Annotated in this window: 11 protein-coding genes, 2 tRNA genes and 1 pseudogene; 7 read left to right on the top strand and 7 right to left on the bottom strand. The window is 67.6% G+C overall.

Annotated elements, in window-relative coordinates; genetic code table 11:
* The first annotated feature begins 114 nt into the window (after positions 1-114).
* The 4 genes from T333_RS32120 to T333_RS32105 all read left to right on the top strand — a co-directional run bounded on the left by T333_RS32120 (position 115) and on the right by T333_RS32105 (position 2,923).
* Positions 115-888: a fumarylacetoacetate hydrolase family protein gene (locus T333_RS32120; protein ID WP_357253825.1), complete on the top strand. Its 774-nt coding sequence runs from the start codon at positions 115-117 to the stop codon at positions 886-888.
* Positions 889-901: 13 nt separating this feature from the next.
* Positions 902-2,377, top strand: a complete 1,476-nt coding sequence (gene gltX, locus T333_RS32115; protein ID WP_496426819.1) for a glutamate--tRNA ligase — start codon at positions 902-904, stop codon at positions 2,375-2,377.
* A gap of 253 nt (positions 2,378-2,630) precedes the next feature.
* Positions 2,631-2,702 (top strand) — tRNA-Gln (locus T333_RS32110).
* Positions 2,703-2,850: 148 nt separating this feature from the next.
* Positions 2,851-2,923 (top strand) — tRNA-Glu (locus tag T333_RS32105).
* A gap of 326 nt (positions 2,924-3,249) precedes the next feature.
* Here T333_RS32105 and T333_RS32100 read toward each other — a convergent pair.
* From T333_RS32100 to T333_RS32085, 4 genes and pseudogenes are all read right to left on the bottom strand, one after another.
* A pseudogene (locus T333_RS32100) lies at positions 3,250-3,358 on the bottom strand (4-hydroxy-tetrahydrodipicolinate reductase); the annotation flags it as partial.
* Between the two features lie 784 nt (positions 3,359-4,142).
* Complete coding sequence (locus T333_RS32095) at positions 4,143-4,325, bottom strand: DUF5302 domain-containing protein (RefSeq protein WP_354999258.1); 183 nt, start codon at positions 4,323-4,325, stop codon at positions 4,143-4,145.
* Between the two features lie 207 nt (positions 4,326-4,532).
* Positions 4,533-5,033, bottom strand: coding sequence for a pyridoxamine 5'-phosphate oxidase family protein (locus T333_RS32090; protein WP_496426818.1), 501 nt, complete (start codon positions 5,031-5,033; stop codon positions 4,533-4,535).
* A 32-nt stretch (positions 5,034-5,065) separates the two neighbouring features.
* Positions 5,066-5,767, bottom strand: coding sequence for an IclR family transcriptional regulator (locus T333_RS32085; RefSeq protein WP_067781941.1), 702 nt, complete (start codon positions 5,765-5,767; stop codon positions 5,066-5,068).
* Positions 5,768-5,958: 191 nt separating this feature from the next.
* Here T333_RS32085 and leuC point away from each other — a divergent pair, with 191 nt between their 5' ends.
* From leuC to T333_RS32070, 3 genes are all read left to right on the top strand, one after another.
* Positions 5,959-7,383: a 3-isopropylmalate dehydratase large subunit gene (gene leuC / locus T333_RS32080; protein ID WP_354999260.1), complete on the top strand. Its 1,425-nt coding sequence runs from the start codon at positions 5,959-5,961 to the stop codon at positions 7,381-7,383.
* A gap of 37 nt (positions 7,384-7,420) precedes the next feature.
* Entirely contained in the window at positions 7,421-8,029 is a 609-nt protein-coding gene (leuD, locus tag T333_RS32075; RefSeq protein WP_354999261.1) for a 3-isopropylmalate dehydratase small subunit, read from the top strand.
* Between the two features lie 157 nt (positions 8,030-8,186).
* Positions 8,187-8,888 (top strand): HU family DNA-binding protein, encoded by a 702-nt coding sequence (locus T333_RS32070; RefSeq protein WP_496426817.1) that lies wholly within the window; start codon positions 8,187-8,189, stop codon positions 8,886-8,888.
* Between the two features lie 121 nt (positions 8,889-9,009).
* Here the strand turns inward: T333_RS32070 and T333_RS32065 are convergent, their stop codons facing one another.
* The 3 genes from T333_RS32065 to cofC all read right to left on the bottom strand — a co-directional run bounded on the left by T333_RS32065 (position 9,010) and on the right by cofC (position 12,904).
* Entirely contained in the window at positions 9,010-9,954 is a 945-nt protein-coding gene (locus T333_RS32065) for an NUDIX hydrolase (RefSeq protein WP_496426855.1), read from the bottom strand.
* A 20-nt stretch (positions 9,955-9,974) separates the two neighbouring features.
* On the bottom strand, positions 9,975-12,149 hold the full coding sequence (locus T333_RS32060) for an RNA degradosome polyphosphate kinase (RefSeq protein ID WP_354999263.1): 2,175 nt from the start codon (positions 12,147-12,149) through the stop codon (positions 9,975-9,977).
* A 71-nt stretch (positions 12,150-12,220) separates the two neighbouring features.
* On the bottom strand, positions 12,221-12,904 hold the full coding sequence (gene cofC / locus T333_RS32055) for a 2-phospho-L-lactate guanylyltransferase (protein ID WP_496426816.1): 684 nt from the start codon (positions 12,902-12,904) through the stop codon (positions 12,221-12,223).
* Between the last annotated feature and the right edge of the window lie 21 nt (positions 12,905-12,925).

Genomic DNA, 12,925 nt, shown 5'->3' with positions numbered 1-12,925 from the left:
CGTGCGCGACCCGATTTCTCGCCGGACGGCATTCCGGGGCCCGCCGCCGCGCCGATCGGACCGCTCGGTCGGGTGCGTTCGGGCAGGTCGATGCCGGTCGATAGACTTCGGGGCATGCGTCTAGGTCGAGTTGCCAGTCCCGATGGGGTCGCGTTCGTCAGCATCGAGGGGGAGGACAGCGACAGCATCGCCAAAGAGATCGCGGAACACCCGTTCGGTACGCCGACGTTCACCGGACGGAGCTGGCCGCTGGCCGACGTGCGCCTGCTCGCGCCGATCCTGGCCAGCAAGGTGGTGTGCGTCGGCAAGAACTACGCCGCGCACGCCGCGGAGATGGGCGGTCCCGCGCCGGAGGAGCCGGTGATCTTCATGAAGCCGAGCACCGCGATCGTCGGGCCCAACGCCCCGATCATCTTGCCGCCCAGCTCCTCTCAGGTCGACTACGAGGGTGAACTCGCCGTCGTTATCGGCCGCCCGTGCAAGGACGTGCCCGCCGCCCGTGCCAAGGACGTGATCCTCGGCTACACCGTCGCCAACGACGTCACCGCCCGCGATCAGCAGCGCCAGGACGGCCAGTGGACACGCGCCAAAGGCTATGACACCTTCTGCCCGCTCGGCCCGTGGATCGAAACGTCGCTTGACCCTTCGGATCTGGAGATCGTCACCGAGCTCGACGGCGAGGTCCGCCAGCGCAGCCGCACTTCGCTACTGCTGCACGACATTCCGAAGCTGGTCGAATGGGTGAGCACGGTCATGACGCTGCTTCCCGGCGACGTGATCCTGACCGGAACACCGGAGGGCGTCGGCCCCGTCCAGAACGGGCAGCAGGTGTCCGTCACCGTCGAGGGTCTCGGAACCCTCACCAATCCCGTTGCCGCCAAACGCTGATCGAAAGAGAGCCATGACTGAAGTACGGGTCCGTTTCTGCCCGTCACCCACCGGTACACCGCACGTCGGCCTGATCCGGACGGCGCTGTTCAACTGGGCGTACGCCCGCCACACCGGCGGCACCTTCGTCTTCCGCATCGAGGACACCGACGCGGCACGCGATTCCGAGGAGTCCTACCGCGCCATCCTCGACGCGCTGCGCTGGCTCGGCCTGACCTGGGACGAGGGTCCCGAGGTCGGCGGGCCCTACGGCCCTTACCGCCAGTCGCAGCGCCGCGAACTGCACCTCGACGTTGTTCGCAAGCTGCTCGAGGCGGGCGAGGCCTACGAATCCTATTCCACGCCAGACGAAGTCGAGGCGCGCCATCTCGCCGCGGGCCGGGATCCCAAGCTCGGCTACGACAACTTCGACCGGGACCTGAGCGCCGAGGCCGTCGCCGCCTTCCGCGCCGACGGCAGGGCCCCCGTGATCCGGCTTCGTATGCCCGACGAGGACCTCACCTGGCACGACCTGGTACGCGGCGAGACCACCTTCAAGGCGGGCTCCGTGCCCGACTTCGCGCTCACCCGCGGCAACGGCGACCCGCTCTACACGCTGGTCAACCCGGTCGACGACGCGCTGATGAGGATCACCCACGTGCTGCGCGGCGAGGATCTGCTCTCCTCCACGCCCCGCCAGCTGGCGCTGTACGCCGCGCTGCGCCGGATCGGGGTGGCGGAGTTCACCCCGGAGTTCGGCCACCTGCCGTTCGTCATGGGGCAGGGCAACAAGAAGTTGTCCAAGCGTGATCCAGAGTCGAATCTGTTCGCCCACCGCGACCGCGGATTCATCCCCGAGGGTTTGCTGAATTACCTGGCATTACTCGGTTGGGGCATCGCCGACGATCACGACGTGTTCTCGATGGCCGAGATGGTTGCCGCCTTCGACATATCGAAAGTGAATTCGAATCCGGCGCGTTTCGATCAGAAGAAGGCCGACGCGCTGAACGCCGAGCACATCCGATTGCTGGAACCCGGTGATTTCGCCGGCAGGCTGCGCGAGTTCCTCACCGAACACAACCACATCGGCGCCGAGGTGGACGAGAAGGTGTTCGCCGCGGCGGCGGAATTGGTGCAAACCAGAATCGTGGTTCTGGCCGACGCCTGGGAACTCTTGCGATTCCTGTTCGCGCCTGCCGAAGAGTTCGCCATCGATCCCGCGGCGGGCGCGAAGAATCTGGGCGCGGACGCCGTGCCGGTACTCGACGCCGCGCTCGCCGCGCTGGAGCCTTTGGCGTCCTGGACCACCCCGGCTATCGAAGAGGCGCTGAAAACCGCGCTGATCGACGATTTGGGGCTCAAACCGCGCAAGGCTTTCGCGCCGGTGCGGGTCGCGGTGACCGGATCGCACATCAGCCCGCCGCTGTACGAGTCGCTGGAACTGCTCGGCCGCGAGACGACGATGGCTCGGCTGGCTGCCGCGCGGGAGTGGACCGCTCCCGCCGACTGAGATCTACCTCACGCCCGCTCGGACCCGGGCGTGCCGTGGACGGATGACCGTCCGGCGGTGCGCCCGGGTCCGAGCGGGTCGCCGGGACCGGTTCGCTCGACGTGCGCGGGCTGGCCCCCGGACCGCGATTTCGGCCGAAAACATGGCTCTGACCAGCCGATTTGTAGTTTACCGGTAGGGGTTTGGTAATCTCTTTCTCGGCCGGAACGCGGCCCCGAAGTCAGCCAGACGGCGGGGTCGAAAGACTGGTCACTGGGGTATGGTGTAATTGGCAACACAGCTGATTCTGGTTCAGCCATTCTAGGTTCGAGTCCTGGTACCCCAGCGGAGAATGTTGTTCGTCTCTCGGTTCGCGACCGAAAGTGGTTCAGCATCCGGCGATTTGGTCGCCGAGCTTCGGTCAGCTAAGCTAACCGAGCTTCCAAAGATCGAAAGATCAACGGAGATCATCACGAAAGTGAATGATCAGTCCTGGCCCCGTCGTCTAGCGGCCTAGGACGCCGCCCTCTCAAGGCGGTAGCGCGGGTTCGAATCCCGTCGGGGCTACGCAAGTGGAAGGCCCATGCTCATGGAGAGCATGGGCCTTTCTTGCTTCGCAGGTGTTTTGTGGGGGTGCGACCCCCACGCCCCGCCCGGAGGGGCTTTGCCCCCCGGACCCCCCTTGGTGGGTGGTCCCGTTTGGTGTGGGTCGTCGCTTCGAGTCTTTGCTTGGGTTCTCGGACGTGTTCTGTGCTTGGGCGGCTTTTGGGTGAGGGTGGCCGGATTCGGTTGTTCGGCGTTCGCCGGTCCTCTCTGCGGTGTGGGAAGCGGCCCGGCGAGTCGTCTGTGGCGAGTGGTTGGTGTGTTCGTGGGGCTTTCTCGGTTCGCGGCGTGTCCAAGAACGGATCGAGCCCGACGGTCAGGCCCGGGCCGACCGCCGATCTCCCGGACACCGAGCAGCACGCCCGGGGCGAAGGAGGAGCGGTCGATCGAGTCGTGCCGGCGCATGGGGCGGCCCCTGGGTGGCGTTCGCAGCCTGCGGTGTGTTCACGGGCTAGGCGGGGGCTGCTGGTGTCCCGTCACGAAGGTTGGCCACGCGATTCGATCGTTAGCCACCGCCAGTCGGCCCACCTGCCACCCCAGTCGGCCCACCTACCACCCCAGTCGGCCACCTGCCATCCCCGGTCGGATCACCGGGCGCGCAGGTCGGGTGGATGAAGGTCACAGGCAGTCGGTCTGGCCGGATGGAAAGGGCCTTCAGTCGGTTGCCGTGCCGATCATTCTGGACGCGGCATTAGGTGCGCGCAGCTTGGCGGGCTGTGGCGAGGAGCAGTAGGCCGATCGCTGTGGGCTCGACTTCCCTTTGCCCTCGCTTGGGGGTCCAAACGGTGTCCGTCGCGGGCAGGCGTGCGTCACGGAGGCGTTTCTGGGCGTCGTAGAAGCGGCCGGGAGGACGTGGTCCAAGGAGGTCGTCACGCGGTCGGTGGGGGTGTGCCTCAGGCGGCAGGGCGATGTCTTGGCCGTGCACGATGATGTCGACCAGTGGGTCGAGGGGCCAGCGCCTGGGGCGCGGCGGGCGGAGGGTGACGATTCGCGGAGCTGGGCGATCAGCTCGGTGGGGGGAAGTCGGCGGTGCGGGTGGGCGCTGTAACTCGTCGGCGCGCCGAACTACGTGCGATGTATTCGAAGACGATTCGGAGCGAGGAAATAAAGGACGGGGCGCCTTCGAGGGGGTCGCGGATGATGTGCCGTTCGCGATCCCTGGCGCCCCGTTCCGGATGGGTGGTTATCCGCTCTTGCGGCGGAACTCCCGCTTGTGGCTGGCGTTGCCGTGCGCGGCGGTCGCCTTCGAGTGGCCGTCCAAGTGGTCGGTCGACTTGGCGTGCTGGGCGTTCTTCTTCTCCAGCGCCTCGCGGAACTTGCGCTTCACATCTTCGGCACTGCCGTTGGAACTACCCGATTCCGTCATCGCCTGCTCCTCGTCGTCGCGGCCGCGGCGCAGTGCCACCCGCTGGGCGGCGCTGCCCGGCCGAATCGTGTCGAACGACTCGACGCTAACGCGCGACAGCGCCGATGTCAGCTCGATTTTCGATGCGCCGCGCGCGATCCGGGCGACACAGCCGGACGAACGCCGCCGGTAGCCCGCGCGTGGCCGGAGCGAACGCGGAGGTATGCCCTAGTCCAAGGCGTTGGCGGTGGTGCCGCCGAGCGGCAGCGCGGGCAGGCCGAGCTTGCGGTGATCCCAGCTGCGTACCCGCTCGGGCACCACGCGCACCGCGACCCGCTTGTTGAGCATGTTCTCCACCAGCGGCCGAACCTCTTCGCTGTAGGGGCCGGTGTAGCGCTCCCAGACGCTCACGCCGACCGCGAACAGCCGCTCCGGGTCGTCGATGATCTCGGCGCGGCCCTCGATGGACACCCCGCGCAGCTGGTCGTAGGTCTGCCCGGCCTCGATCATGCAAGTGACGCGCGGATCGCGACGCAGGTTCACCGCTTTCTGCGATTTGGCCTTGGTCTCGAACCAGATCTCGCCGTCGATCAGCGCGTACCACATGGCGGTCAGGTGCGGCCTGCCCTGCGGACCGAGGGTGGCCAGCGTCGCGATGCGGCTGCGCTCCAGGAACTCGGCGATCTCGGCGTCCGACATGACGATCTGCGCCCGTTGGTTGACTCCCATGGGCCAACTCTAGAGAACGAATCTGAAACGTGTTACAGGCGCTTGTGCAGCGCGTCCGCGGCGGCGACGAGATCGGCTGCCCAGCGCGCGCCGGGCCTGCGGCCCATTCGGTCGATCGGGCCGGAGACCGAGACCGCGGCGATCACGTTGCCCGCCGTATCGCGCACCGGCGCCGAGACGCTGGCCACGCCCGCGGCTCGCTCGGCCGCGCTCTGCGCCCAGCCGCGCTTGCGCACCTCGGCGAGTGCGCGCTCACCGAACACCGCGTCGGCGAGAATGGTGCGCTGCAACTCCGGATCCGCCCAGGCGAGCAACACCTTGGCGGCCGAGCCCGCGGTCAGCGGTAGCCGCGCGCCGATCGGCACGGTGTCGCGCAGGCCGACGGGCGGTTCCATGGCGGCGATGCAGACCCTGGCGCCGCCGTCGCGGCAATACAGCTGGACGCTCTCGCCGGTGATCTCGCGCAGCCGGGGCAGAATGGCCGCCGCGGCCTCCTGGAGCGGATCGGTGGCGCCCGCCGCGAGCTCGGCGAGGGCCGGACCCGGTCGCCAGGTCCCGTTGTTGTCGCGAGCGAGCAGACGGTGCACCTCGAGCCCGACGGCCAACCGGTGCGCGGTGGCCCTCGGCAGGCCGGTACGGGTGCACAGCTCGTTGAGACCGCAGGGGTGCTCCGCGACGGCATAGAGGACTGCCACTGCTTTGTCGAGGACGCCGATACCGCTATGCTGTCTCATAGAACGATATTAGCGTCTCGGATATTGAGATAGTCAAACTCCGCCGAGAAAGCCGCCGCCGAGGCGAGCGGCCAGGGCGGGGCGGCACGGTCGAGATGTCCGCCGACCCGAATCCACAACTCTGTGCAGCAGGCGCCGCGCACTCAGCCCGAATCGCGCGGCCCCGCTGCTCGTCCGAAAGGTGATCGAGAATGGCCGACCGCCCACGCACCCTGGCCGAGAAGGTGTGGGATCAGCACGTCGTAGCCCGCGGCGAGGGTGAAGGCGCCTCGCGCGAGCCCGATCTGATCTACATCGATCTGCACCTGGTGCACGAAGTGACGAGTCCGCAGGCCTTCGACGGACTGCGGGCCGCGGGCAGGCCGGTGCGCCGCCCCGACCTGACCATCGCGACCGAGGACCACAACGTCCCCACCATCGATATCGATAAGCCGATCGCCGACCCCATTTCCCGCACCCAGGTCGAGACGCTGCGGCGCAACTGCGCGGAATTCGGTGTCCGGCTGCACCCGATGGGCGATCTGGATCAGGGCATCGTGCACGTGGTCGGTCCGCAGCTCGGCCTGACCCAGCCCGGCACGACCGTGGTGTGCGGCGACAGCCACACCTCCACGCACGGCGCGTTCGGCGCGCTGGCGATGGGCATCGGCACCAGCGAGGTCGAACACGTGCTGGCGACACAGACTTTGTCGCTGCGCCCGTTCAAGACGATGGCGATCAACATCGACGGTCAGCTGCCGCACGGGGTCACCAGCAAGGACGTGATCCTCGCGGTCATCGCCCAGATCGGCACCGGCGGCGGCCAGGGCTATGTCCTGGAGTACCGCGGCGAGGCCGTGCGCGCCATGTCCATGGAGGCGCGGATGACGATGTGCAACATGTCCATCGAGGCGGGCGCCCGCGCCGGCATGATCGCGCCGGACGAGGTCACCTACGAGTTCCTGAAGGGCCGCCCGCACGCGCCCGAGGGCGCCGACTGGGATGCCGCGGTGGCTGCCTGGGACGCGCTGAAGACGGACGAGGGCGCCGTTTTCGACGCCGAGGTGCACATCGACGCGAGCAAGCTGACGCCGTTCGTCACCTGGGGCACCAACCCGGGTCAGGGTCTGCCGCTGGGCGAGACCGTGCCCAACCCCGCCGAGATTGCCGACGAGACGGTGCGCGAGGCCGCGGAGAAAGCGCTGCGGTACATGGATTTGGAGCCGGGAACTCCGCTTCGGGAGATCCCGATCGACACCGTATTCGTCGGATCGTGCACCAACGGACGCATCGAGGATTTGCGCGCTGTGGCCGGGATTTTGAAGGGACGGCGCGTCGCCGACGGCGTGCGAATGCTGGTTGTACCGGGCTCGATGCGGGTTCGCGCGCAGGCGGAAAAAGAAGGATTGGGCGAGATTTTCACCGCGGCGGGCGCCGAATGGCGGCAGGCCGGTTGTTCGATGTGCCTGGGAATGAACCCGGATCAGCTTTCGCCGGGCCAGCGCTGCGCCTCCACCTCGAACCGCAACTTCGAAGGCAGGCAGGGCAAAGGCGGGCGTACCCATCTGGTTTCCCCGCTGGTGGCCGCCGCGACGGCGGTCCGCGGAACTCTGTCCTCGCCCGCGGATCTGAACTGACGCCGCGCGACACCCCCTACGTATCCAGGAGAATCTGATGGAAGCCTTCACCGTGCACAAGGGGATCGGCGTGCCGCTGCGCCGCTCCAACGTCGACACTGACCAGATCATCCCGGCGGTCTATCTGAAGCGGGTCACTCGAACCGGATTCGAGGACGGCCTGTTCGCGGGCTGGCGAACAGAGCCCGACTTCATTTTGAACACCGAGCCGTACAACCGGGGTAGTGTGCTGGTTGCGGGCCCGGATTTCGGTACCGGTTCCTCACGCGAGCATGCCGTATGGGCGCTGTCGGACTACGGCTTTCGGGTGGTCATCTCGCCTCGATTCGCCGACATCTTCCGTGGCAATGCGGGCAAGGGCGGCCTGTTGGCGGCGCAGATGTCACAGAACGATGTCGAATTGCTCTGGAAGATGATCGAGGAACAGCCGGGTCTCGAATTGGTAGTGGATCTCCAGGCGCGCACCGTGACGGCGGGAACCGTCGTGTTGCCGTTCGATATTGATGACTACACCCGGTGGCGCCTGCTCGAGGGATTGGACGACATCGGTCTGACACTGCGGCGTAGCGACGTCATCGCCGAGTTCGAAAAGGCAAGGCCGACTTGGAAGCCCACCACCCTGCCCGCCCATATTTCGCAGGCGTAATCAATCAGGTGCGATAGCTGGACGTCATGGCGAGCGGTAGCTAGACGTGTGCTAAACCACCATGAATTTTGGCGTGGCACATAGACTCTTGCTCAAAGTGGGTTTACCGTGGTACCTAGTCGGTCCGACGACGGGCCATTAGTCTGCGGAGGATTCAATGAACAAGGCGGAACTGATCGACGTTCTGACCGAAAAGTTGGGTACGGACAGGCGCACGGCTACCGCGGCAGTCGAGCATGTTGTGGACACCATCGTGCGCGCGGTGCACAAAGGCCAGAGCGTCACGATCACCGGATTCGGTGTGTTCGAACAGCGTAAGCGTGCCGCCCGTGTGGCTCGGAACCCGCGCACCGGCGAAACCGTCAAGGTGAAGCCGACTTCGGTGCCCGCGTTCCGTCCCGGCGCCCAATTCAAGGCGGTCATCGCGGGCAAGCAGAAGCTCGCGGCGACCGGTCCTGCGGTCAAGCGTGGCGTGAATGCCCCTGTGGCGGCGAAGAAGGCGGCCGCCAAGAAGACGGCGGCGAAGAAGGCCGCCGCCAAGAAGGCGACCGCCACCAAGGCGCCCGCCAAGACGACGGCCAAGAAGGCCGCGGCCAAGGCTCCGGCGAAGACCACCGCCCGGAAGACCACCACCGCCGCGAAGAAGGCACCTGCCAAGAAGACGGCCGCCAAGGCCACCGCCGCGAAGAAGACCACGGCGGCCAAGAAGACGGCCGCCAAGGCCACCGCCGCGAAGAAGACCACGGCGGCCAAGAAGACGGCCACCAAGGCCACCGCCGCGAAGAAGACCACGGCGGCCAAGAAGGCTCCGGCCAAGAAGACCGCGGCCAAGAAGGCTCCGGCCCGCCGCGCGCGCTGAGGCGTAGTCGGCGGCCCGGCCGACTACCCCACCCATACGGACCGGAAACGGCCCCGGTGTTCGATCCCGGGGCCGTTTCGGTCTGTCCGCGTCCGGTTTTCGGGGGCCGGAAACCCCCGTTCTACGGCTTCACCAAGCCTGTCGACAGCGACCGGTCCAGGTGGTCCGCGGCCACCATCCGGCCGTCGGCGAAGGACAGCACCCAGACGCTGCCCTTGCGATTACGGGCAGGCGGAACGGTGAGTCCGGACCGGCCCGCCCACCAATTCAGCAGATCGGGAATCACCTTGCCCTGGCTGCACAGAACCCGCACCGCGCCTTGTGGCTCCAGCTCGACGGCGCGTTCGCGGGCCTCGTCCGGCGCTGCCGCGTAACCGGTTTCGGACAGCAGCGGCTCCAGATGGATCTCCGCGCCGAGTTTCTCGGCCAGCGGCTGCATCGTCTGCACGCAGCGCACCGGATCGGCCGAATAGATCTCGCTCGCGCCGAAGGCCAGCAGATGCGGGACCAACGCCTGCGCTTGGTCGCGCCCGGCCCGCTCCAGCGGCCGTTCGTCGTCCGGGCCCTCGAAACGAGAGCGGTGGCCGGCTTTCGCGTGCCGCACCAGCAACAGGGTCTCGGTGGCGGCGGGGACTCGGCTGAAGGCCCGCACGACCTGCCGATCCATCGGATAGGACAGCTCGTCCATCACCCGGTCCAGCGGATGCCAGGTCAGCACATCCACTTCGGTATTGGCGGTGAATTCGCCGCCCGCCACTTCCGCCGCCCAATAATCGACGCGTTTGAGTTTGCGGTGCCCCGGAATGGGGTAGGTGACGTGCCCGAGGTACCGGCCGAGGCGCGAATCCAGGCCGGTCTCCTCGCGCACCTCGCGTACGGCGGCGAGCACCGGGGTCTCACCCGGATCGATCTTGCCCTTGGGCAGCGACCAGTCCTGGTACTTGGGCCGGTGCACGACCGCGATCTCCACACCGCCGGGCTTCCCGGGGGCGCGGCGCCAGAGCACGGCGCCAGCGGCGTGAATATTGGCCGTCACTCGGGGATCCCAGAACGGTCCCCCGTCCATCTCGTATCCCGTCGTCGCTTTCACTGCTGTTCCGGTCTCCGCAGTCGCATGAGGAATTCTTGGTGGTCGCGGACCTGCTCACCGTCCACGCCGGTGCGTGCCGGTGCGGCATGCCAGCTGCCGTCCGCTTGGAGTACCCAGCAGCGGGTGGTCGGATACAGGGCCGAGTCGAAGACACCGCCCAACTGCTCGCAGATTCTCGGATCCTTCACCTGGGCCATCACCTCGACGCGACGATCCAGGTTGCGGTGCATCATGTCGGCGCTGCCGATCCAGTACTCGTCCTGGGCCTGGAAGTGCATGATCCGCGAATGCTCGAGGAAGCGGCCGAGGATGGAGCGCACCTCGATGTTGTCGCTCATGCCCGGCACACCGGGGCGCAGCCCGCAGATGCCGCGCACCACGATCTGCACCGGCACGCCGGCTTGCGAGGCGCGGTAGAGCGCGTCGATCACCTGCTCGTCCACGATCGCGTTGGCCTTCAAGCGGATTCGCGCTTCGGCGCCCTGCAGCGCCAGTTCGGTCTCGCGCTGGATGCGATCGATGATGCCCGCGCGTACGCCCTGTGGTGCGACAAGCAGGTTGCGGTAGTTGGCTTTTCGCGAGTAGCCGGTCAGCGAGTTGAACAGATCCGTGAGGTCGGCGCCGATTTCCGGTGCCGCCGTGAGTAATCCGACGTCCTCGTATAGTCGGGCCGTCTTCGGGTTGTAGTTGCCGGTGCCGATGTGGCAGTAGCGGCGGATGGTCGAACCCTCGCGCCGCACCACCAGACACGTCTTGCAGTGCGTCTTCAGACCGATGAGGCCGTACACCACGTGCACGCCCGCCTGCTCCAGCGCCCGTGCCCATTTGATGTTGGCCTGCTCGTCGAAGCGGGCCTTGATCTCCACCAGCGCGACCACCTGCTTGCCCGCCTCGGCGGCGTCGATGAGCGCGTTGACGATGGGGGAGTCGCCGGAGGTGCGGTAGAGGGTCTGCTTGATCGCGAGCACCTGCGGGTCGGCCGCGGCCTGCTCGATGAAACGCTGCACGCTGGTGGAGAACGAGTCGTACGGGTGGTGCACCAGCACGTCGCCCTCGCGCAGCGCCTGGAAGACATTGCGTGGGGTCTCGCGCTCGCCGAAGGCGGGCGGAGTGGCCGGAACGTACGGCGCGTCCTTCAGGTTCGGCCGGTCGACGCCGTACACCTGCCACAGGCAGGACAGGTCCAGCAGGCCGGGCACCTGGATCACGTCGCCGGGATCGACGTCGAGTTCGCGCAACAGCAGATCGAGCATGTGCTCGGTCATGTCGTCGGAGACCTCCAGCCGCACCGGTGATCCGAAGCGGCGGCGGGCCAGTTCGCGCTCGAGCGCCTGCAGCAGGTCCTCGTCGCGGTCCTCGTCGACCTCGAAATCGGCGTTGCGGGTGATGCGGAAGGAGTGGTGCTCCACCACGTCCATGCCGGGGAACAGCTGATCCAGGTGTGCGGCGATGAGCTCTTCCATCGGCAGGAAGGCGGCCACCGGGTTGCCCGACGAATTGCGCCGGACCCGCACGAACCGGTCCACGTTGTCGGGGACCTTGACCCTGGCGAAGTGCTCGCCGCCGGTGGCGGAGTCCTTCACCGTCACGGCGAGGTTGAGGCTCAACCCGCTGATGTAGGGGAACGGATGCGCCGGATCCACCGCGAGCGGGGTCAGCACCGGGAAGACCTGATCCTGGAAGTAGGCCGAGAGACGCTGGCGCTCATCCTCGTTCAGGTCGCGCCACTCGATGATGGCGATGCCCTCGGCGGTGAGCGCGGGCAGCACCGAATCCAGGAAGGCCCGCGCGTGCCGGTCCGCGATCTCCTGGGTGCGGACGGCGATCAGTTCCAATTGCTCGCTCGGCGAGCGACCATCGGCCGAGCGCACCGACAATCCGGTCTCGGCGCGGCGCTTCAGCCCGGCGACCCGGACCATGTAGAACTCGTCGAGGTTGGAGGCGAAGATCGCCAGGAATTTCGCGCGTTCGAGCAACGGCAGCGACGCGTCCTCGGCCAGCGCCAGCACCCTGGCGTTGAAGTCGAGCCAGCTCAGCTCCCTGTTCAAGTAGCGATCGCGTGGCAACTGCTGCGTCGCCTGCTCGGCCCGCAGCGGAGTCACGGCGGGCGGAGGCGTGGGAAGCAGCTGCTGTTGCTTGACGGTTTCCGTATCGCTCACGTCACCGATCATCCCCTACTAGCGGTGTGGTGTGCAGGTCGACATCGGGATTGCCGGGCGGATCACGCCGTTTCGGCGACCGGCTAGCACACGCGGCGAACAGGTTCGTGAACACGGCAGGACCAGCCGATGTCGCGCAGGACAGCGCGGGTGGCGTCGCCCGCGCCGAGTTCGACGGCCAGGTCGAGATCCACGGCGGTGTCGACATCCAGGCGCAGCCCGGGCCAGTGGCCGGTCAGCTCGGCTGCGCCCGCCGCGATATGCCGCCGCGCGGAGTCGGCGCCGAATCGCGGATCCAGCGGCGCGGCGCCGTCGCGGACGACGAGCGCGGCCGTGCCGGTCCCCGCATGATCGATGACCACCGCGCGCCGCCCGACGGGCGCGACCGTCAGCATGTCGGCGAGTTCTTCCGTGCGCAGCGCGGGCAGATCCGCTTGCAGCGCCAGCAGTTCGACCGCCCCGTGGCGACGGCGCAACGCGGCCGCCGCGTCCGACAGCGCGGTGTTCAGTCCGTCGGAGTCGGTGATGCGCGGTTCCGGATGGACGTGCGCGCCGAGCCCGTCCGCCAGCTCGGCGACCGCGGGATCCGGGGTGACGACGGTGACCGAACGCACCTGCGGGACCGCCGCGGCGGCCGACACGGTATCGGCGAGCATGGCGAGCACCAGCCGCGCCCGGTGCTCCGGGCGCAGCCGCTCGGCCAGTCGGCTCTTGGCCAGATCGAGGCTCTTCACCGCGATCACGGCGTGCACGGCGTGCGGGCGCATGGCACCAATCCTTCCATGGCA

The sequence above is a fragment of the Nocardia sp. CNS-044 genome (genome assembly GCF_059570515.1).
This window is presented reverse-complemented; position numbering and strand designations above follow the sequence as displayed.